Source organism: Streptomyces sp. NPDC086766, from assembly GCF_044746005.1.
Lineage (GTDB): Bacteria > Actinomycetota > Actinomycetes > Streptomycetales > Streptomycetaceae > Streptomyces.
The window spans coordinates 207,648-227,510 of record NZ_JBIVBI010000013.1; the positions used below are offsets into that span (position 1 = coordinate 207,648).

18 protein-coding genes are annotated in these 19,863 nt (G+C 72.6%); 10 read left to right on the top strand and 8 right to left on the bottom strand.

Annotated features, from left to right (window positions below; translation table 11 throughout):
- Nucleotides 1-8: 8 nt before the first annotated feature.
- The 4 genes from ACIPM1_RS24015 to galU all read right to left on the bottom strand — a co-directional run bounded on the left by ACIPM1_RS24015 (nucleotide 9) and on the right by galU (nucleotide 3,468).
- On the bottom strand, nucleotides 9-566 hold the full coding sequence (locus ACIPM1_RS24015; protein WP_402437814.1) for a molybdenum cofactor biosynthesis protein B: 558 nt from the start codon (nucleotides 564-566) through the stop codon (nucleotides 9-11).
- Nucleotides 563-1,075 carry a cyclic pyranopterin monophosphate synthase MoaC gene (gene moaC, locus ACIPM1_RS24020; protein WP_356188124.1) on the bottom strand — a complete coding sequence of 171 codons (513 nt, stop codon included), beginning with the start codon at nucleotides 1,073-1,075 and terminating at the stop codon, nucleotides 563-565. Before moaC ends, ACIPM1_RS24015 begins: the two co-directional genes overlap by 4 nt.
- Before the next feature lie 162 nt (nucleotides 1,076-1,237).
- Entirely contained in the window at nucleotides 1,238-2,560 is a 1,323-nt protein-coding gene (gene glp, locus ACIPM1_RS24025; RefSeq protein ID WP_402437817.1) for a gephyrin-like molybdotransferase Glp, read from the bottom strand.
- 5 nt (nucleotides 2,561-2,565) lie between these two features.
- Complete coding sequence (gene galU / locus ACIPM1_RS24030; RefSeq protein ID WP_356188128.1) at nucleotides 2,566-3,468, bottom strand: UTP--glucose-1-phosphate uridylyltransferase GalU; 903 nt, start codon at nucleotides 3,466-3,468, stop codon at nucleotides 2,566-2,568.
- Nucleotides 3,469-3,600: 132 nt separating this feature from the next.
- Between galU and ACIPM1_RS24035 the strand changes: the two genes are divergently transcribed.
- Nucleotides 3,601-4,179: a 5-formyltetrahydrofolate cyclo-ligase gene (locus tag ACIPM1_RS24035; protein WP_402437820.1), complete on the top strand. Its 579-nt coding sequence runs from the start codon at nucleotides 3,601-3,603 to the stop codon at nucleotides 4,177-4,179.
- A 239-nt stretch (nucleotides 4,180-4,418) separates the two neighbouring features.
- On the opposite strand, the gene ACIPM1_RS24040 is transcribed toward ACIPM1_RS24035, so the two are convergent.
- A complete protein-coding gene (locus ACIPM1_RS24040) occupies nucleotides 4,419-7,250 on the bottom strand; it encodes a penicillin acylase family protein (RefSeq protein ID WP_402437823.1) in 2,832 nt (943 codons plus the stop codon).
- Between the two features lie 203 nt (nucleotides 7,251-7,453).
- Between ACIPM1_RS24040 and ACIPM1_RS24045 the strand changes: the two genes are divergently transcribed.
- From ACIPM1_RS24045 to mscL, 6 genes are all read left to right on the top strand, one after another.
- Entirely contained in the window at nucleotides 7,454-8,983 is a 1,530-nt protein-coding gene (locus ACIPM1_RS24045) for a potassium/proton antiporter (protein WP_402437911.1), read from the top strand.
- 459 nt (nucleotides 8,984-9,442) lie between these two features.
- Entirely contained in the window at nucleotides 9,443-10,666 is a 1,224-nt protein-coding gene (locus ACIPM1_RS24050; RefSeq protein ID WP_402437913.1) for an MFS transporter, read from the top strand.
- A 67-nt stretch (nucleotides 10,667-10,733) separates the two neighbouring features.
- Nucleotides 10,734-11,054 carry an FmdB family zinc ribbon protein gene (locus tag ACIPM1_RS24055; protein ID WP_402437826.1) on the top strand — a complete coding sequence of 107 codons (321 nt, stop codon included), beginning with the start codon at nucleotides 10,734-10,736 and terminating at the stop codon, nucleotides 11,052-11,054.
- A 100-nt stretch (nucleotides 11,055-11,154) separates the two neighbouring features.
- Complete coding sequence (locus tag ACIPM1_RS24060) at nucleotides 11,155-11,988, top strand: S-methyl-5'-thioadenosine phosphorylase (protein ID WP_402437829.1); 834 nt, start codon at nucleotides 11,155-11,157, stop codon at nucleotides 11,986-11,988.
- A 362-nt stretch (nucleotides 11,989-12,350) separates the two neighbouring features.
- On the top strand, nucleotides 12,351-12,911 hold the full coding sequence (locus ACIPM1_RS24065; protein ID WP_356195116.1) for a hypothetical protein: 561 nt from the start codon (nucleotides 12,351-12,353) through the stop codon (nucleotides 12,909-12,911).
- Nucleotides 12,912-12,968: 57 nt separating this feature from the next.
- Nucleotides 12,969-13,424, top strand: a complete 456-nt coding sequence (gene mscL / locus ACIPM1_RS24070; protein WP_402437833.1) for a large conductance mechanosensitive channel protein MscL — start codon at nucleotides 12,969-12,971, stop codon at nucleotides 13,422-13,424.
- A 137-nt stretch (nucleotides 13,425-13,561) separates the two neighbouring features.
- Here the strand turns inward: mscL and ACIPM1_RS24075 are convergent, their stop codons facing one another.
- On the bottom strand, nucleotides 13,562-13,732 hold the full coding sequence (locus ACIPM1_RS24075) for a hypothetical protein (RefSeq protein WP_392194023.1): 171 nt from the start codon (nucleotides 13,730-13,732) through the stop codon (nucleotides 13,562-13,564).
- 82 nt (nucleotides 13,733-13,814) lie between these two features.
- On the opposite strand from ACIPM1_RS24075, the gene ACIPM1_RS24080 reads away from it, so the two are divergent.
- From ACIPM1_RS24080 to ACIPM1_RS24090, 3 genes are all read left to right on the top strand, one after another.
- On the top strand, nucleotides 13,815-14,861 hold the full coding sequence (locus tag ACIPM1_RS24080) for a P1 family peptidase (protein ID WP_402437836.1): 1,047 nt from the start codon (nucleotides 13,815-13,817) through the stop codon (nucleotides 14,859-14,861).
- Between the two features lie 140 nt (nucleotides 14,862-15,001).
- The gene (locus ACIPM1_RS24085) at nucleotides 15,002-16,219 is read left to right on the top strand and encodes an Ig-like domain-containing protein (RefSeq protein ID WP_402437839.1); all 1,218 of its coding nucleotides are present in this window, start codon (nucleotides 15,002-15,004) and stop codon (nucleotides 16,217-16,219) included.
- Between the two features lie 175 nt (nucleotides 16,220-16,394).
- Nucleotides 16,395-17,141, top strand: coding sequence for a DUF6227 family protein (locus ACIPM1_RS24090; protein WP_402437841.1), 747 nt, complete (start codon nucleotides 16,395-16,397; stop codon nucleotides 17,139-17,141).
- A 24-nt stretch (nucleotides 17,142-17,165) separates the two neighbouring features.
- Here ACIPM1_RS24090 and ACIPM1_RS24095 read toward each other — a convergent pair whose 3' ends face one another.
- Nucleotides 17,166-17,420 carry a hypothetical protein gene (locus tag ACIPM1_RS24095; RefSeq protein WP_356195131.1) on the bottom strand — a complete coding sequence of 85 codons (255 nt, stop codon included), beginning with the start codon at nucleotides 17,418-17,420 and terminating at the stop codon, nucleotides 17,166-17,168.
- A 170-nt stretch (nucleotides 17,421-17,590) separates the two neighbouring features.
- Nucleotides 17,591-19,846, bottom strand: a complete 2,256-nt coding sequence (locus ACIPM1_RS24100; RefSeq protein WP_402437845.1) for a fructose-specific PTS transporter subunit EIIC — start codon at nucleotides 19,844-19,846, stop codon at nucleotides 17,591-17,593.
- Nucleotides 19,847-19,863: the final 17 nt, after the last annotated feature.

Here is a 19,863-nt window from a genome sequence, read left to right on the forward strand (position 1 = left end):
CGGGCTGTTCAGCTCGCACCCCCGGGGCGTCTGGACCGGTGGTCGCCGGCCGGAGCCGGCTGCCCGCCCGATCCGGGGTGGTCGCCGCCGCGCAGCTGGTCGACGGCGTGCGTCAACAGGGGCTCCAGGACGGCCAGTCCGTCCTTCACCCCGCCGGTGGAGCCCGGCAGGTTGACGATCAGCGTCCGTCCGGCCACTCCGGCCAGGCCCCGGGAGAGCGCCGCGGTCGGCACCTTCTGCCGTCCGTACGCCCGGACGGCCTCGGCGATGCCCGGCACCTCGTGGTCGATCACCCGGCGGGTCGCCTCGGGGGTGCGGTCGGTGGGCGAGATGCCGGTGCCGCCGGTGGTGACCACGACGTCGTAGCCGGCCTCGGCGGCGGCGCGCAGCGCGGCCTCGACCGGGTCGCCGTCCGGGACGACTCGCGGGCCGTCCACGGCGAACCCGAAACCCTTCAGGCCGTCCACGATCAGCGGGCCGCCCCTGTCCTCGTACACCCCTGCCGCGGCCCGGTTGGAGGCGGTCACGACGAGTGCCCGGTACGGCGCGTCCGGCCCGCCGCTCATGTCCGGCTCCAGTCGCCCGACTTGCCGCCCGTCTTCTCCTCCACCCGCACGTCCGTGATGACCGCTCCCTTGTCGACCGCCTTGACCATGTCGATCACGGTGAGCGCGGCGACCGAGACCGCGGTGAGCGCCTCCATCTCCACGCCCGTGCGGTCCGTCGTCCGCACGGTGGCCGTGATCTCCACGGCGTCGTCCGCGACCGACAGGTCCAGTCTCACACCCGACACCGACAGCGGGTGGCACAGCGGGATCAGGTCCGGGGTGCGCTTGGCCCCCATGATCCCGGCGATCCGCGCGGTGGCGAGGGCGTCGCCCTTGGGGACCCCTTCGCCGCGCAGCAGCTCGACCACGCGGGGCGAGACGAGGACGCGGCCTGCGGCGCGGGCGGTGCGCGCGGTGACCTCCTTGCCGGAGACGTCGACCATGCGGGCGGCGCCCGCGTCGTCGAGGTGCGTCAGTCGGTCCTGCGCAGGGGGTCCGGGGGTCTCCCCCCGGGAAGGCACGGTCATGATCGTGTGGCGCTCCCGGTTGGGGCCCGCCGCGGTGCGGTGCGCGGGCCTGTTGTGCGCGACACGGTACCGCCCGGGCGGAGCGGGCAGCGGACCAGGACCCCCGGGCCGGCCGCGCACCCGCGCGCGTGGGGCCCGCCGCGCACTCCGGCACGTGAGGGGTCAGCCGAGCAGGACGACCTCGACCTCGGTGCCGGGCTCGACGGACTCGACGTCCTCGGGGACGACGATCAGCGCGTCGGCCCGGGCGAGGGCCGCGACCAGATGGGACCCGGCGCCGCCCACGGGGGTCACCTCGCCGTCGGCGTACGTGCCGCGCAGGAACTGCCGGCGCCCCTTGGGCGAGCCGAGCGCCTTGCCGGCGGCCAGCGTCGCCCGGGTCCGGGGCCGGTGGACGTCCTCCAGGCCCATGAGGACGCGGATCGCGGGGCGGACGAACAGCTCGAAGGAGACGTACGAGGAGACGGGGTTGCCGGGCAGCGCCAGCAGCGGGACGTGGTCGGGGCCGACGGTGCCGAAGCCCTGGGGCTTGCCGGGCTGCATGGCCAGCCTGCGGAAGTCGACGCCGCCGCCGGACTCGTCCTCGTCGCCGACGTGCGCCAGCGCCTCCTTGACGACGTCGTACGCTCCGACGCTCACGCCGCCGGTGGTGACCATCAGGTCGGCGCGGACCAACTGGTCCTCGATGGTGGACCGCAGGGTGTCGGCGTCGTCGGCGACGGCGCCCACCCGGTAGGCGATGGCGCCGGCGTCCCGGGCGGCCGCGGTCAGCGCGAAGCTGTTGGAGTCGTAGATCTGGCCCTGGCCCAGTCGCTCGTCGGGCTGGACGAGTTCGCTGCCGGTGGACAGCACGACCACGCGGGGGCGCGGGCGCACCCGGACCGTGCCGCGGCCGATCGCGGCGAGCAGCCCGAGCTGCGGCGGCCCGAGGACGGTGCCGGCCTCCAGGGCGAGGTCGCCCGCCTTCACGTCGCTGCCCTTGGCGCGCACGTGCGCGCGTGCCTCGGCCGACCGGTACACGCGCACGTGCCCGCGCGCTCCCTCGGGGGCCAGGCTGCGGGCGCGCATCCCCCGCACCGGGCCCTCGCCGAGGCCGCCGTCGGTCCACTCCACGGGGACCACCGTCTCGGCGCCGGGCGGCAGCGGCGCGCCGGTCATGATGCGGGCGGCCTGGCCGGGTCCCACCTGAGTGAGGCCGGCCGCGCCCGCGGCGACGTCCCCGACCACCTCCAGCACCGCCGGGAACTCCTCGCTGGCGCCGGCGACGTCCGTGACCCGTACCGCGTAGCCGTCCATGGAGCTGTTGTCGAACGGCGGCAGGGAGACCGGCACCGTCACGTCCTCGACCAGGACGCAGCCCAGGGCGTCGAGCAGGTTCAGCTCGATGGGGTCGAGGGGGCGGACGGTGGTGAGGACGTCCTCAAGGTGCTCGTCCACCGACCACAGGCGGTCCGGGTCGGCGGCGGGGGTCGCGGCGCTGCTCAACGTCGTTACATCTCCTCGGCTACGTAGCGCTGAAGCCAGGCCTTGAAGTCGGGGCCCAGGTCTTCACGTTCGCACGCGAGTCTGACAATGGCACGCAGGTAGTCGCCACGGTCTCCGGTGTCATAGCGGCGGCCCTTGAAGACGACGCCGTGCACCGGGCCGCCGATCTTCTCGTCCTGGGCGAGCTGCTGCAGCGCGTCGGTGAGCTGGATCTCGCCGCCGCGACCGGGTTCCGTGGTCCGGAGTATGTCGAAGATGTGCGGGTCGAGCACGTACCGGCCGATGATCGCGTAGTTGGAGGGGGCGTCCGCCGCGTCCGGCTTCTCGACCAGGCCGGTCACCTGGACGACGTCGCCGTCCGTGGTGCTCTCCACGGCCGCGCAGCCGTAGAGGTGGATCTGCTCGGGCGCGACCTCCATGAGCGCGACCACGCTGCCGCCGTGGGTCTCCTGGACGTCGATCATCCGCTGGAGCAGCGGGTCGCGGGGGTCGATCAGGTCGTCGCCGAGGAGCACGGCGAAGGGCTCGTGGCCGACGTGCGGGGCCGCGCAGAGCACGGCGTGACCCAACCCCCTGGGGTCGCCCTGGCGGACGTAGTGGATCATCGCCAGGTCGCTGGACTCCTGCACCTTGGCGAGCCGCTTCTCGTCGCCCTTCTTCTCCAGGGCCGACTCCAGCTCGTAGTTGCGGTCGAAGTGGTCCTCCAGGGGGCGCTTGTTGCGGCCCGTGACCATGAGGACATCGTTGAGACCCGCGGTGACGGCCTCCTCGACCACATACTGGATCGCAGGCTTGTCGACGACCGGCAGCATCTCCTTGGGAGTGGCCTTGGTGGCCGGCAGGAACCGGGTACCGAGACCTGCTGCGGGAATGACAGCCTTGCTGATCCTGGGGTGCGACTGAGTCATGTCCGCAACCTTATCCGGTGCCTTTGCAGGGAATCTGTGGCTCCGGTCATTCGGCTCTCGTATGAGCGCACGGGAAAGGGTACGGGAACGACGTTGCGTCACACCGGACACAAAGGCGAGCCTGACAAGCGAATGTTGCGCCGGGAATTCCTCGCGGTGAGGAACAGGTTGACCGCGGATGACGTGCGGAAGTCGGCGGCCGGGCTGGCCGGGCGCGCGCTGGAGCTGCCCGAACTGGCGGGGGCGCGGACGGTGGCCGCGTATGTCTCCGTGGGCGCCGAACCGGGCACCCTCGCGTTGCTGGACGCGCTGCGCTCCCGGGGGGTGCGCGTCCTGCTGCCGGCCCTGCTTCCCGACAACGACCTGGACTGGGGCGTGTACGGCGGGGAGGGCTCCCTCACGCGGGTGCAACACGGCGGGAGGATGGCGCTGTTCGAGCCGGCCGGCGAGCGGCTCGGCCCGGACGCGGTGACGGAGGCGGACGTCGTCCTGCTGCCCGGACTCGCCGTCGACGCGCGCGGGATGCGGCTGGGCCGCGGCGGCGGCTCCTACGACCGGGTCCTGGCCCGTCTGGAGCTCGCGGGCGCCCGTCCGGCGCTGGTGGTGCTGCTGTACGACTGCGAGGTCGTCGGGCACGTCCCCGAGGAGGCGCACGACCGGCCGGTGCAGGCGGTCGTGACGCCCTCGGGGGTGCGGCGTTTCAGAGCTTGATCCGGGCATTGTCGGGGCTTTATCGGAGCGCCGGCCAAACCGCGATCAGGACTTCGCCGGCCGCATCCGGACTTCGGCTTCCTGTTCGGCTTTCCGATAACCGGAAACACGCCGGCGGCACGATTGTCGGCCTCGTGATTGCCCGGCACGGTCCGGGAGATGCCGCGCCGGTGCCGAACGTGCCGAGCGCGAGGGGCCCGCCCCCGAGGTGGGTGCGGGCCCCTCTTGTCGCCGGCCGCTCAGGGCTTGAGCGTGAGCTTGTCGCTCGTGCTCCGGTCGACCGCGTCCGGCGAGTAGGACCACGGCAGCAGGTCGCCCTTGGCCCACTTGCCGGTCTGGTCGGTGTAGTGGGCGCTGAAGGCGTGGCCGGAGGCGCCGGTGAGGTTGATCCACCGTGACTTGTCCAGGTCGGCGAGGTTGACGACCATCCGCATCGACGGCACCCAGATGACGCCGTAGCCGCCGGCCGCGTTCCAGCCCGCCGCGTTGACCGCGGCCTCGCCGCCGCTGAGCTTCCAGGGGCCCCGGTTGAGGGCGTACTGCAGGAAGCCGGGTCCGTCGGTGCCCAGGGTCTGGTTCTTCAGGAACAGGCGGTGCAGCCGGCCCCAGCTCCAGGTGTCGATGTCCTTGCCGAGCTTGGCGGTCAGCTCCCAGCGGGCGTCGATCATGGCGCGCCGGAACAGCTCGTCCCGGTTGTCGGCCTTGGGGCGGGTGCCCGCCGCCGGCGCCTTCCACCAGTCGCTGTTCTCGTCGTCCATGAGGGTGCGCACCACCTCGAACCAGCGGTCGCCACCGTCGGGCTGCGCCTGGTCGGAGTCGCGCTCACCGCACTCGCGGACCTTCTGCGCCTCGTCGGCCGGGCCGGTGGTGTCGGACGGCTCCACCCACAGGCACTGGCCCTTGACCCGCAGCTCCTTGGGCAGCTTGTTGCCGAAGGCGAGCTTGAGCACGTTGCGCCAGACGGCGTTGAAGTACGCGGCCGCCGCCGAGTCGGCGTTCTGGGTGTAGTCCCAGCCCTCCAGGAGCTTCTGCGCCTGGCGGACGTCCTTGTCGCCGATGTCGATCTTCAGCAGCTTGGGCACGAGCAGCTTGGCGATCTCGCTGCTGTTGTCCAGCTGCATCTGCCGCATGTCCTCGGTGGAGATCTTGCCGCCGCCGTCGATCTTCGACTGGATCAGGTCGCTGATCCGCTGGCTGCGGGCGCCGTAGCCCCAGTCCGTGGTGAGCGCGTACGGGTAGGTCTTCGGGTCGACGACGGCCTGGTTGGCGGTGACGATGTAGCCGCGCTTGGGGTCGTACTCGTAGGGCAGCTCGTTCTGCTTGAGGTAGCCGGTCCAGTCGTACTTCGAGTCCCAGCCGGGCGCCGGGATCGAGCCGTCGTCGGTCTTGGCGCGGATCGGGATGCGGCCGGGCAGCGTGTAGCCGATGTGGTTCCGGGTGTCGGCGTAGATCAGGTTCTGCGAGGGCACGTCGAACAGGGCCGCCGCCGACCGGAAGTCGCCGAAGTCCTTCGCCTTGTCGAGGGCGAAGACGGCGTCCATGGTGGTGCCCGGCTCCAGTGCGGTCCACTTCAGCGCGATGGCGTAGCCGTCGCCGCGGTCGGGCGCGGCGGTGTCGACGGCGGCCTTCCGGCCGACCGTGACGAGTTCGTCGTCCCGGTCGGACAGCAGCGGCCCGTTGCCGGTCTCCCGGACGGTGATCGTCTTGGGGGCGCCGCCGGCCACCTTGATGGTCTCCTGCCGGGTGGTGAAGGGCACCACCTTGTCGTCGCGCAGGTAGCCGTCGCCGCTGAGCTTCTCCAGGTACAGGTCGGTGACGTCGACGCCGGAGTTGGTCATGCCCCAGGCGATGTCCTGGTTGTGGCCGATCACCACGCCCGGCATCCCCGCGAAGGTGTAGCCGGTGACGTCGTAGGGGCAGGCGCTGGAGACCGTGCGGCAGTGCAGGCCCATCTGGTACCAGACCGACGGCAGCGCGGGACCCAGGTGCGGGTCGTTGGCCAGCAGCGGCTTGCCGGTGATGGTGTACTTCCCGGACACCACCCAGGAGTTGGAGCCGATGCCGTCGCCGTTGACGCCGACGGCCGAGGGCAGGTCCTGCATGGCGTCGTGCAGGCCCATCAGCTGGCTCTGCACGCCCGAACCGGAGGACGTCGGGGTGCCGCCCGCCCCGGGCGACCGGCTCGCGCCCGCCGTCCCGGAGGTGCCGCCGGTGCCCGCGGCGCCGGACGAGCGGCCCGTGCCGGCCGAGCCGGTCGTGCCCGTCGGGGTGCCGGTGCCGCCGCTCGCCCGGAACGTCCTGCCGAGCGTGTCGTACTGGCCCTCCGTGACTATCGCCTTGTTGCGGGCGTAGGGGTAGTCCGGGTAGAGGTCCTTGATCTGCTTGGGGCCGAGTCGGCTGGTCATCAGGGCGCGGTCGACCTCGTCCTGCATGTTGCCGCGCAGGTCCCAGGCCATCGCCTTCAGCCAGGAGACGGAGTCGACCGGGGTCCACCGCCCGGGCCGGTAGTCGTTGGTGAAGCCCAGGGCCGCGTACTCCAGGGAGATGTCCGAGGCGTCCTTGCCCTTGAGGTAGGCGTTGACTCCCTCGGCGTACGCCTGGAGGTACTTCTTGGTGGAGGCCGACAGCTTCGTGTCGTACTCCCGCTGGGCGACCCGGTTCCAGCCCAGGGTGCGCAGGAAGGCGTCGTTCTTGACCTGGCCCTTGCCGAACATCTCCGACAGGCGCCCGGAGGTCATGTGCCGGCGCACGTCCATCTCGTAGAACCGGTCCTGGGCCTGGACGAAGCCCTGGGCCATGAACAGGTCCTCGGCCGAGGAGGCGTAGATCTGCGGGATGCCGTAGCCGTCGCGCTTGACGTCGACCGGGCCCGACAGGCCCTGCAGCGTGACGGTGCCCTTGGTCTGCGGGAAGGAGGAGCGGACCGTGCTGATGGACCAGTAGGCCCCGTAGACGACGCCTCCGATGAGCGCCAGCACCAGGACGAGCACGATCAGTCGGGCTTTTCGCCCCTTCTTCCTGCCGGACTTGCCGGGCTTGTCACCCGTTGAGGCGGTGGTGTTGGGGGGCATCGCTGTCCTTGCTGTCCTAACGCGAGCGGCAGGCGGTACTGGAGTGCTGGAGCAACCATAGGCGCAGGGCCCGATACCTCTTGACGCGGAGTCGGGTCCAGGCGCGGGCGGACGTTCGATCTTGCCCCGCGAAGCGTCAAGAAAGCGTCAAGAGTTAGGTAAGGTAACGAAGTAACCCGAGACCTCCGGGGGAGGAACCGCCGCTGACTGTCCACCACCTCAACCAGCTCCTTCTCGTCTGCTCGCTCGTCCTGCTCGTGGCCGTGGCAGCGGTCCGGATCTCCTCGCGCAGCGGGCTCCCCAGCCTGCTCGTCTACCTGGGGATCGGTGTCCTCCTCGGCGGGGACGGCCTGGTCCACCTGCACTTCGACAACGCCCAGCTGACCCAGATCATCGGCTACGCGGCCCTGGTCGTGATCCTGGCCGAGGGCGGTCTGGGCACGAAGTGGAAAGAGATCAAGCCGGTCCTGCCCGCCGCCTCCGTGCTGGCGCTGGTCGGGGTCGGCGTGAGCGTCGGCGTCACGGCGGCCGGCGCGCACTACCTCATCGGGCTGGACTGGCGGCCGGCGCTGATCATCGGAGCGGTGGTGTCCTCCACGGACGCGGCGGCGGTCTTCTCGGTGCTGCGCAGGGTCCCGCTCCCCGCGCGCGTGACGGGCACGCTGGAGGCCGAGTCCGGCTTCAACGACGCCCCGGTGGTCATCCTGGTCGTCGCCTTCTCCACGGCGGGCCCGATCGAGCACTGGTACGTGCTGCTGGGTGAGATAGCCCTGGAACTGGCCATCGGCGCGGCCATCGGCCTCGCGGTCGGCTGGCTCGGCTCCTGGGGCCTGCGCCATGTCGCGCTGCCCGCCTCCGGCCTCTATCCCATCGCGGTGATGGCGATCGCGGTCACCGCCTACGCGGCCGGCGCGCTCGCGCACGGCAGCGGCTTCCTCGCCGTCTACCTCGCCTCGATGACGCTCGGCAACGCGAAACTGCCGCACTGGCCCGCCACCCGCGGCTTCGCCGAGGGGCTCGGCTGGATCGCCCAGATCGGCATGTTCGTCCTGCTCGGCCTGCTGGTCACACCCCACGAACTGGGCGACGACGTCTGGCCCGCCCTCGTCATCGGCCTGGCCCTGACCATGGTGGCGCGGCCGCTCAGCGTGGTGACCAGCCTGGCGCCGTTCCGGGTGCCCTGGCAGGAGCAGACCCTGATGTCCTGGGCCGGGCTGCGCGGCGCCGTGCCCATCATCCTGGCGACGATCCCGATGGTGAACGGCGTCGACTCCACCCACCGCATCTTCAACATCGTCTTCATCCTGGTCGTGGCCTACACCCTGGTGCAGGGACCGACCCTGCCGTGGCTGGCCCGGACGCTGCGCCTGGGCGTGGGCCCGGAGGCCGCCGACCTCGGCATCGAGGCGGCGCCGCTGGAGCGGCTGCGCGGCCATCTGCTCTCCGTCGCGATCCCGGAGGGGTCGCGGATGCACGGCGTGGAGGTCAACGAGCTGCGGCTGCCGGCCGGGGCCGCGGTCACGCTCGTGGTCCGCGAGGGAAAGTCGTTCGTCCCGTCGCCGACGACGGCCCTGCGGCGCGGCGACGAACTGCTCGTGGTCGCCACGGACCCCGTCCGGGACGCCGCGGAACGGCGGCTGCGCGCGGTGGGCCGGGGCGGCAAGCTGGCCGGCTGGCTGGGCACGAGCGGAGACGGCCGCGGCGAGGGGCGGCATCCCGGCGGCTCGCGTTGAGGGCACGTTCCGCACGGCTCACACCGGCGGCAATCACAGGCGAACGGCCGCCGCGGTGCTCCTTTTCACAGGAGTACGAGGCACCGGCCCCTGTACGATGAAGGCGCACCCTGATCGAACCAACTCTGCCTGACGCAGAGCTGGCGCGACCGTATGGCGGCCGTCTCGCCCCCCGCAGTGGGCGCCGGTATCTACCGCAGTCCGCGCAAGAGGACAGCTCTCGGCGCCCGGAGCCCCGCCCGTGGGCCCGCGCTACCAGGCGGCAGAAAGGCACGGGCCGTGGCATCCACGGTCTCCACCGGACCGGCGCGGAACACGACGGAGCCGGGCACCTCGACGGACTCCGCGCACGCGGCCAGCGCCGCCGGCCCGACGCGCTCGGGGGACCCCGCCGCCCCCACCGGTCCGGCGCACCCGGCCGGTCCGGCGGCCTCGTCCTCCCGTCCCGGATACGGGCAGCTGCTGCGCACCCGCGGCGCCTGGACGTTCCTGCTCCCCGGCTTCGCGGCCCGCCAGCCGTTCGCCATGCTCACCCTCTCCATCGTGCTGCTCGTCCAGCACACCACCGGCTCCTACGGCGCGGCGGGCGCCACCGCGGCCGCCACCGGGGTCTCCATGGCCCTGTTCGCCCCCTACAGCGGCCGTCTCGCCGACCGTCACGGGCAGCGCGCCGTGCTGGTGCCCGGCGTCCTGGTGCACGCCCTGGCGGGACTGACGCTGACGGCGCTCGCCCTCGCGCACGCCCCGCTGTGGGCGCTGTTCGCGGCCGCCGTGCCGACCGGGGCCTCGGTGCCGCAGGTCGGCCCCATGGTGCGGGCCCGCTGGGGCGTGACCCTCAAGGACTCCCCGCTGATGAGCACCGCGGCGGCCTTCGAGTCGGTCACCGACGAGCTGACCTTCGTCGTCGGCCCGCTGCTGGCCACCGCGCTGTGCACGGCCGTCGCCCCGGCCGCGGGCCTGCTGACGGAGGCCACGCTGACCCTGGCCGGCGGTCTGCTGTTCGCCGCCCAGAAGCACACCCAGCCGCCCGTCGCCGCCGAGGGCCCCGCGCGCGTGGAGCACGCCTCCGCCCTGCGCGTGCCCGGCGTGCGCGTGCTGGTGGTGACCTTCCTGGGCATCGGGTCGGTCTTCGGCGGGATGCAGGTCTCGCTGGCCGCGTTCACCGAGTCGATCGGCGAGCCGGGCCTCAACGGCGTCCTGTACGGGGTCTTCGCCGCGGGCAACATGCTCTCCGGCGTGGTCTGCGGCGCCGTGGCCTGGAAGGCCGCCCCGCAACGCCGCCTCGTCCTCGGCTACGCGGCCCTCGCGCTGACCGCGTCGGCCCTGTGGACCGCCCACTCGGCGGCCGTCCTCGCCGCGCTCGGCCTCCTGGTCGGCATGTGCATCGCGCCCGCCCTGATCACCGGCTACACCCTGGTCGAGGGCCTGGTGCAGGCCGGCGCCCGCACCGAGGCGTTCACCTGGCTCACCGGCGCCGTCGCGCTCGGCCAGGCGGCCGCCGTCACCGTCGCCGGACAGCTGGAGGACCGGCTGTGGGGCGGCGCCGGTTTCCTGGTCCCGCTGGCGGGCACGGTGCTGGCCCTGACGACCCTGGTGGCGCTGCGGTCACGGCTCGACGCGGGGCCCCGCGCCCGGACGGTCGCACGTGGCGTCGGTCACCGCGCGCCCGTGTCGGTGGACTGATCTCGAGGAATACGTCACTATGGATCGTCGTTAGCACTCATCGAGTGAGAGTGCCAGGAGGAAGACAGTGCCCACCTACCAGTACCAGTGCACCGAGTGCGGCGAGGGCCTCGAGGCGGTGCAGAAGTTCACCGACGACGCCCTGACCGAGTGCCCGAGCTGCCAGGGGCGCCTGAAGAAGGTGTTCTCCGCGGTCGGCATTGTCTTCAAGGGCTCCGGCTTCTACCGCAACGACAGCCGCGGCTCCTCGTCGAGCAGCAGCCCGGCGTCGTCGTCGAAGCCGTCGAGCACGTCCTCGAGCTCGTCGTCGTCCTCCGACTCGGGTTCGTCGGCCGCGAGCACGTCCTCGGCCTCGCCGTCGAGCTCGGCCGGCACCTCCGCCGCCTGACACCTCTTCTCCCCGGACCCCGCCGTCGCCGGACGGCGGGGTTCCCGGCGTTCCCGGAGCGGCCTCCTCACGCCGGTCGCGGGCGGATAGTGTGCTGGTCATGGCGAACGCAGAGATCGGTGTAATCGGCGGTTCCGGCTTCTACTCGTTCCTGGACGACGTGACCGAGATCCAGGTCGACACGCCGTACGGGCCGCCCAGCGACTCCCTCTACCTCGGAGAGATCGCCGGCCGCCGGGTCGCCTTCCTGCCCCGGCACGGCCGCGGACACCACCTGCCGCCGCACCGCATCAACTACCGGGCCAACCTGTGGGCGCTGCGCTCCGTGGGCGTGCGCCAGGTCTTCGGCCCCTGCGCAGTCGGCGGCCTGCGCCCCGAGTACGGGCCCGGCACCCTGCTGGTGCCGGACCAGTTCGCCGACCGTACGAAGTCCCGGGTGCAGACGTACTTCGACGGGCTGCCGCTGCCCGACGGCACGGTGCCGCGCGTGGTGCACGTGTCCCTGGCCGACCCCTACTGCCCCGCCGGGCGCGCGGCGGCCCTGAAGGCGGCGCGCGGGCGGGACTGGGAACCCGTCGACGGCGGCACGCTGGTCGTGGTGGAGGGGCCGCGCTTCTCGACCCGTGCCGAATCGTTGTGGCACCAGGCGCAGGGCTGGTCGGTGGTGGGCATGACCGGCCACCCGGAGGCGGCGCTCGCCCGCGAGCTGGAGCTCTGCTACACCTCGCTGACCCTGGTCACCGACCTCGACGCGGGTGCCGAGACCGGCGAGGGCGTCTCGCACGAGGAGGTGCTCCGGGTGTTCGCGTCCAACGTGGAACGGCTGCGGGGCGTGCTCTTCGACGCGGTGGCCGCGCTGCCCGCGGAGGCGGAACGGGACTGCCTGTGCGCGAACGCGCTGGGCGGGATGGATCCGGGGTTCGTGCTGCCGTAGCCCCCTGTGTCAGCTGTCCCTTCTGCCTCCTCTGCCTCCTCTGCCTCCTCTGCCTTCTCTGCCTCCTCCGCCTCCTCCGCCTCCTCCGCCTGGCGGAACGTCCCGTTCGGGTGAGGCGGTTGTCCACAACCCGGCAGTAGCACACGGGCCCCGGCGGACGGCCGCCACTTCGTGGATCGTGGCATCGCAACCGATTCCACGTCGTCCACAGGTGGTGGTCCCAGGTGGTTCAGCGGATTCCCGTGTCCTCGTCTCCGTCGTCTCCGTCGTCTCCTTCCTTTCCTTCCTCCTCGCCGTACCCATCGCATCCGGCGCCTCCGCCCTCTTCGCCGTATCCGTCGGATTCATCGCACCCGTCGTCGGTGACGCCCCCGGCCGCTTCGTCGTCGCTGCTCCCGCCGGGCGCGGACGCTCCCGCCCCGTGCCAGGTGCCCTCTTTCGCACCGGTGCGGGTGCGCGGCGGCGGGTACGGGCTGCGGCGGCTCGTACGGCACCGGAGGCGGGCGGTGGCGGCCGGGCTCGCCGTGACCGCGGCCGCGCTGGTGGCGGCGGGTCCGGGAGACGGGCCGGACTCTCCTCGGCACGGGCGGCCCCGTGGCCACCCGCCGGCGGCCCGGACGCGGGAGCACCCCGGCGGGAACGGCCAGGCCCTGGTGACCGCGCCCGTGCGGATCGCCGACGCGGCCACGGTCCGGCTGCTGCGGCCGGGCGACCGGGTCGACGTCATCGCCGCGGAGGATCCGGCGGCGGGGGGTGAGGCCCGTGTGGTCGCGCGGGGCGCACGGGTGACGAAGGTGCCGGAACCCGTGGACGGCGGCACGGCGGACAGCGGCGCGCTGGTGGCTCTCTCGGTGCCGCGCGCCACGGCGGCGCGTCTGGCGGGGGCCGGTGTGACGTCCCGGCTAGCGGTGACGCTGTGGTGAGCCGTAGGTTGCGGAGCTGTTTGTTCCACAACCTGTTCGTACGAGGAGGGCTCCGACGTGAGCGACAAGAAGGACCCGAGCGTCTGGCATGGCTTCAAGGCCTTCCTGATGCGCGGGAACGTCGTCGACCTTGCGGTCGCGGTGGTCGTCGGCGCGGCCTTCACCAACATCGTCAATGCCGTGGTGAAGGGTGTGATCAGCCCGGTCATCGGGGCGATCGGCACCAAGAACCTCGACCACTACAGCTCGTGCCTGGGCACCTGCAAGGGTGCCGAGGGCATCCAGATCCTGTGGGGATCGGTGCTCGGCGCCACCCTCCAGTTCGTGATCACCGCGGCGGTGGTCTACTTCCTGATGGTCCTGCCCATGGCGAAGTTCCTGGCCCGCCAGGAGGCGCGGAGGAAGGCGCGGGAGGGCTCCCGGGAGATCATCGAGGTGACCGAGCTGGAAGTGCTCAAGGAGATCCGCGACGAGCTGGTCGCGCAGCGCGACCCCGAGCGGAGCCGGCGGTAGCGGCCTCGGGCGCCGGAACTCGGCGAGGCCCGCCGGCCGCGGTGGGGCCGGGTGCGGCCGCGGTGGGGCCGGGTGCGGAGGCGGTGGGGCTGCCCCCGGAGGCCGCAGGGCTGACGCCGGAGGCGGTGGCGCGGGACTCAGATGTGGTGGGGCGGCTTCTCGTCGAGGAAGCGCTTCAGGTCGGCGGCGCTGTCCCTCTCCGTCCGCTCGCCCCACCCGCGGTCGGTGTCGTCGGTGGACTGCTGGCTCAGCGGGTCGTCGAAGATCAGCGCACTCTTGGGATCGCGCGGCTCGGGGGCGGTACTCATGCCTCCAGGGTACGGTCCGCCGCGACCGCGGCCGTCGGTGAAGTCCGCTCCGGGACGCGGGCGGCGGCGGGAGACTGCCCCCATGAGAGTTGACGCATTGACGGACGTCGCCGGTGTGCGGGTGGGACACGCGACGCGCAGGGGCGGCGGGTGGCTCACCGGCACCACGGTCGTGCTCGCACCGGAGGGCGGTGCCGTCGCCGCCGTGGATGTGCGCGGCGGCGGCCCGGGCACCAAGGAGACCGACGCGCTCGATCCGCGCAACCTGGTGCGGAAGGTCGACGCGATCGTGCTGACGGGGGGCAGCGCGTACGGACTCGACGCGGCTTCCGGTGTGATGGCCTGGCTGGAGGAGCAGGGGCGGGGGGTGCGGGTCGGGCCGGACCCGAGGCAGGTCGTGCCGGTGGTGCCCGCCGCCTGTCTCTTCGACCTGGGGCGGGGCGGCGACTTCCGGGCCCGGCCGGACGCGGCCACCGGGCGCGCCGCGGTCGAGGCGGCGGCAGCGAGCGAACCGGGTGCGCCCGTGCCGGAGGGCTGTGTGGGCGCCGGGACGGGAGCGGCCGTGGGTCCGCTCAAGGGCGGGGTCGGCACCGCGAGCACGGTGCTGGACTCAGGGATCACGGTGGCGGCTCTGGTGGCGGCCAACGCGGTGGGATCGGCGCTGGATCCGGAGACGGGGGTGCTGTACGGGGAGTCGGGGCGCGGGCGGGTCGCGTACCCGGACGCGCGGGTCCACGACGCCGCGCGCCGGCGGCTCGCCGAGTCCGCCGAACGGAACGGCACTCCGCCGCTGAACACCACGCTGGCGGTGGTCGCCACCGACGCGGACCTGTCCAAGGCGCAGGCGCAGAAGCTGGCCGGGACGGCGCACGACGGCATCGCGCGCGCCGTGCGCCCGGTGCATCTGCTCAACGACGGGGACACGGTGTTCGCGCTGGCCACGGGTGAACGCCCGCTGGACTCCGGCGATCCCCTCGCCCTGAACGCCGTCCTGGCCGCGGGCGCGGACGTGGTGACCCGGGCGATCGTACGGGCCGTCCGCGCCGCCGAGCCGGTGGACGGGCCGGGCGGGGCCTGGCCGGCGTACGAGGAGTTGTACGGAGTGGGAGGCGGGCGGGACGGCTCGTAGATCTCGTGATGCCTGCGATTGTCCCGGTTCTGTCACGCGATGGCCCGTAGCGCGATCGGCGGGAACCCCCGCGGGTGGTGGATCGCTCTTTACCGACGCACTGCAGCGGATCACCCCACCACTCGAACCTGGAGCAGCCCGTGACAACGCCGGACATAGCAGCGCGGCGCGCACTGGTGGCCTGTGCCGCCCTGATGGTCGGCGCACTGACCCTCACCGGATGCGGTGGCGACGCCACCGCCAATGACGGCAAGGACGGTGACAAGAGCAACCCCAAGACGTCCACCGCGAAGATCGCCATCTCGGCCAAGGACGGCTCGACGGGTGCCTCGATCAACGCCACCGGGGTGAAGGTCAGCGACGGCAGGCTGACCGAGGTGAAGATGACGGTGGCGGGCTCGGGCCAGGCCGTGCCGGGTTCGATCTCGGCGGACGGCAGGAGCTGGAAGCCGAAGGAGCAGCTGGAGCGCGGCACGAAGTACCAGATCTCGGCGACCGCCAAGGACGAGGGCGGGCGTCCCGCCGCCGCCAACTCCATCTTCACCACGGTCAGCACGGCGAACAGCTTCATCGGCACCTACACGCCGGACAACGGCGCGACGGTGGGCGTCGGCATGCCGGTGTCGTTCACCTTCGACAAGGCCATCAGCGACAAGAAGGCCGTGCAGTCGCACATCACGGTCACCTCCAGCAGCGGACAGCAGGTCGTCGGCCACTGGTTCGGCACCCAGCGGCTCGACTTCCGCCCCCAGGAGTACTGGAAGGCCGGCTCCAAGGTGACGATGAGGATCGACCTGGACGGCGTGCAGGGCGCGAACGGCGTCTACGGCGTGCAGAAGAAGACCGTCACCTTCACGGTGGGCCGCTCGCAGGTCTCCACGGTCGACGTCGGCACGCAGACGATGACCGTCGTACGGGACGGGCGGACCCTGAAGACGGTGCCGATCTCGGCGGGCAGCCCGCAGCACACCACCTACAACGGGCAGATGGTGATCTCGGAGAAGTTCGTGCAGACGCGCATGAACGGCTCGACGGTCGGCTTCGGCGGCGAGTACGACATCGCGGACGTGCCGCACGCGATGCGCCTGACCTCGTCGGGCACGTTCATCCACGGCAACTACTGGTACAACAAGGGCAACCCGCCCTTCGGCCGCGAGGGCACCAGCCACGGCTGTGTCGGGCTGGCGGACGTGCAGGGCGCGCAGGGCGACACCAGCGCCAAGTGGTTCTACGACAACTCGCTCGTCGGCGACGTCGTGGTCGTCAAGCACTCCCCCGACTCCACGGTCGCCCCGGACAACGGGCTCAACGGCTGGAACATGGACTGGAGCCAGTGGGCCGCGGGAAGCGCCGCGTGATCGCCAACAGGCCTTCCAGCAGCGGATTTTGACCCATCGCCGGGCCGTGCGGGAACTTCCCGCGCGGCCCGGCCGTTTTCCGGGCGTACGTTTTCTCGGTTCCCGGACATGATGTCCGACCGAGGGGCTACGGTATGCACCCACAAGGTGACATGCAGCGATGCCGGGAGAGACCTTGAGCGTTCCGTACGGGACGGCAGCGTACGAGCCACGCGAGTCGCCCGAGTCTCCGGAGGAGCACCTCGCGCGACTGCTCGGCCGCGCCCTGAACTCCTTCGAGCTGCCCGACGAGACGATACGGCGGCTCGACCGCGCCCTCGCGTACGACGGTTCGCTGCACTCCGCCCACCACAGCGCGGGGCTGCACCGCGAGACGTACCGGCACACCTGGCTGCTCGCCGACGGCTCGGCGCTCACCCTCTGGGAACTGGTGCACAACACCGCGCCGGGAAGCGAGCCGCAGCACGAGGTCTACGTCGACGAGGAGGAGCTGCGCACCGCCACCGGCCGGCTGCCGCTCCCGGCGGACGCGCCGGACTTCGAACTGCCGGTGCTGATGCAGCTCTCACAGGTCGCCGAGACGCGGCAGACGTACGTGCCGGACGGCTCGGCCGATCACGCCCGCCGTCTGCTGCGGCGCGCGGAGAACCCGGACCGGCCGGGCGCGGACATCGCCTCCCTGCTGGCGGCGGCGGCCGCGCACCAGATCACCCAGGCCTTCGGCCGCCCCTGCCGCGCGGGCCGCGCGGGGCTGTGCTTCTCCCTCTACGAGCACGCCTTCCTGCTCGGTGACGGGAGGGAGATCTCCCTGTGGGAGGTCGAGCACACGGCGACTCCGGACGGCCGGCACATGTGCGAGGTGTACGCGACGGAGGACGCGGCCCGGGACGCGATGGAGCGGCGGGCGGCGCAGGTTCCGTAGGGGCGAGCGCCGGGCAGCGGCCGCTCAGTGGCCTTCGTCCAGTTGCCGCATCAGGCCCACGAAGGCGTCCCGTTCCGCCGGGGTGAGTTCGACGGACTCGCGCCGGGGGCCGGACTCGGACTGGTGGGGGACGGCCGGCAGGCGCGGGAGGGTGGGCCGGTGAGCGGTCTCGAGGCGGACGGCGCGTCGGATGCGGGCCAGGCCGATCAGACACGCGGCGGTCAGCGCGGCGGGGACGGCCACACCTATCCACATCAGGGGCGAGACATGCTCAGGCATGCGTTCCAGTAGACACCACGGCCGGGACTTTGACCCCGGACCGTGACGTATCTCGCAGGTGTCGTGGAACAACTCACAGTGCCCCAAAGGGACGGGGGCAGACGCGGCCGCGCAGTGCGTCGGCCGCGGCCCCCGGGCCGTTCCCGGGGGCCGCGGCCGGCGCCACGGGCTCACGCGGCCACGGGCTGCTTCCGGTCGGCCGCGGGCGCCTGCGCGTCCTCGCCCGTGCCCTGGGCCCCCGCGCCGGGGGCGGGCTTGCGCAGGCTCTTCAGGGCGACCACCAGGGCCGTCGTCACGCACACGCCCGCCGCGATGGCGATCAGGTAGAGGACCGGGTTGCCGATCAGCGGGACCACGAAGACGCCGCCGTGCGGAGCGCGCAGGGTCGCGCCGAAGGCCATGGACAGTGCGCCGGTGACCGCGCCGCCGATCATGGCGGACGGGATGACGCGCAGCGGGTCGGCGGCGGCGAACGGGATCGCGCCCTCGGAGATGAAGGAGGCGCCCAGCACCCAGGCGGCCTTGCCGTTCTCCCGTTCGGCCCGGGTGAAGAGCCGGCCGCGCACGGTGGTCGCCAGCGCCATCGCCAGCGGCGGCACCATGCCCGCCGCCATCACCGCGGCCATGATCTTCATCGCGGAGTCGCTCGGGCCGGCGACCGCGATGCCGGCGGTGGCGAAGGTGTAGGCGACCTTGTTGACCGGGCCGCCGAGGTCGAAGCACATCATCAGGCCGAGCAGGGCGCCGAGCAGGACGGCGTTGGTGCCGGTGAGGCCGTTCAGCCAGTCGGTCATCGCCTTCTGCGCGGAGGCGATGGGCTTGCCGATGACCACGAACATCAGGAAACCGACCACCGCCGAGGAGATCAGCGGGATCACCACCACGGGCATGATGCCGCGCAGGGCCTGCGGTATCCGCACCTTCTGGATCGCCATCACCACACCGCCGGCGATGAGGCCGGCCGCGAGGCCGCCGAGGAAGCCCGCGTTGATGGTCAGGGCGATCGAGCCGCCGACGAAACCGGGGACCAGGCCGGGGCGGTCGGCCATGCCGTAGGCGATGTACCCGGCGAGGACCGGGACGAGGAAGCCGAAGGACACCACGCCGATCTGGAAGAGCAGCGCGGCCCAGCTGTCGCCCTGGGTCCACACGAAGTGGTCCATCACCGACGGCGCCTTGTTGATCCTGTACCCGCCGATCGCGAAGCCGAGGGCGATCAGCAGACCACCGGCCGCGACGAAGGGGACCATGTAACTGACGCCGGACATCAGCCACTTGCGCAGCTTGGTGCCGTACCCCTCGTGGGCGTCACCGGTCCGCTCGACCGGTGTGGGCGCCGCACCGGAGGGGACCTCGCCGCGCGCGGCCCTGTCCCGGACCTCGGTGATCAGTTCGCCGGGACGGTTGATCCCCGCCTTGACCCCGACGTCGACGGTCGGCTTCCCGGCGAAGCGGTCCTTGTCGCGCACGGGCACGTCGTGGGCGAAGATCACGCCGTCCGCGGCGGCGATCACGGCCGGGTCGAGCCGGGTGAAGCCGGCCGAGCCCTGTGTCTCGACGGCGACCTCGACGCCCGCCGCCCGGCCGGCGTTCTCCAGCGACTCGGCCGCCATGTAGGTGTGGGCGATGCCGGTGGGGCAGGAGGTGACGGCCACGATCCGGAAGGGGCGCCCGCCGGATGCACCGGCCGCCTCGGACCCGGCGGAAGCGTCGGCCCCGGCGGGAGCGCCGGACGCGGGCCCGCCGGAGGTGGCGCCCGGCGCCGGAGTGGGGACTGCGGCGGAGGCTGCGGTGTCCGTCTCGGGCGCGCCCGAAGCCGCGGCCCGAGTCGTTTCCGAAGCCGCGGCCGAAGTCGCCTCGGAAGTCGGCGCGTTGTCCCGGGCCGGCGCCGAGGCCGCCCTCGTGCTGCCCGCTGCGGCGCCGGCGGAGGCCGCCCCCGGCGCCGCAGCGGAGTCTTCGCCGGCGCTCGGCGCCGCCTCGGGGGCCTCGTCGCCGCGGATCAGCGCCGCCGCGGCGGCCGCGTCGTCCGCCGAGCGCAGTGCGGAGGTGAACTCGGCGTTCATCAGCTGCCGCGCCAGCGAGGACAGGATCGTCAGATGGGCGTCGTCGGCGCCGGCCGGCGCGGCGATGAGGAAGATCAGGTCGGCGGGGCCGTCCGCCGCGCCGAAGTCGATCCCGGCGGCGCTGCGCCCGAAGGCGAGCGTGGGCTCGGTGACGTGCTCGCTGCGGCAGTGCGGGATGCCGATGCCGCCGTCGAGGCCGGTCGGCATCTGCGCCTCGCGGGCGGCCACGTCGGCGAGGAAACCGTCCAGGTCGGTCACCCGGCCCTGGGCCACCATCCGCTCGGCGAGGGCACGGGCCGCCGCGTCCTTGGTGTCGGCGGACAGGTCGAGGTCGACCAGATCCGCGGTGATCACGCTGCTCATCGCGGGCTCCTTAGCAC

Coding starts and splice junctions, on each gene's coding strand:
- ACIPM1_RS24080 (WP_402437836.1), top strand. CDS start 13,815: ATGAGAGTTGACGCATTGACGGACGTCGCCGGTGTGCGGGTGGGACAC.
- ACIPM1_RS24060 (WP_402437829.1), top strand. CDS start 11,155: ATGGCGAACGCAGAGATCGGTGTAATCGGCGGTTCCGGCTTCTACTCG.
- ACIPM1_RS24095 (WP_356195131.1), bottom strand. CDS start 17,420: ATGCCTGAGCATGTCTCGCCCCTGATGTGGATAGGTGTGGCCGTCCCC.
- galU (WP_356188128.1), bottom strand. CDS start 3,468: ATGACTCAGTCGCACCCCAGGATCAGCAAGGCTGTCATTCCCGCAGCA.
- ACIPM1_RS24040 (WP_402437823.1), bottom strand. CDS start 7,250: ATGCCCCCCAACACCACCGCCTCAACGGGTGACAAGCCCGGCAAGTCC.
- moaC (WP_356188124.1), bottom strand. CDS start 1,075: ATGACCGTGCCTTCCCGGGGGGAGACCCCCGGACCCCCTGCGCAGGAC.
- ACIPM1_RS24035 (WP_402437820.1), top strand. CDS start 3,601: ATGTTGCGCCGGGAATTCCTCGCGGTGAGGAACAGGTTGACCGCGGAT.
- ACIPM1_RS24100 (WP_402437845.1), bottom strand. CDS start 19,846: ATGAGCAGCGTGATCACCGCGGATCTGGTCGACCTCGACCTGTCCGCC.
- ACIPM1_RS24015 (WP_402437814.1), bottom strand. CDS start 566: ATGAGCGGCGGGCCGGACGCGCCGTACCGGGCACTCGTCGTGACCGCC.
- ACIPM1_RS24075 (WP_392194023.1), bottom strand. CDS start 13,732: ATGAGTACCGCCCCCGAGCCGCGCGATCCCAAGAGTGCGCTGATCTTC.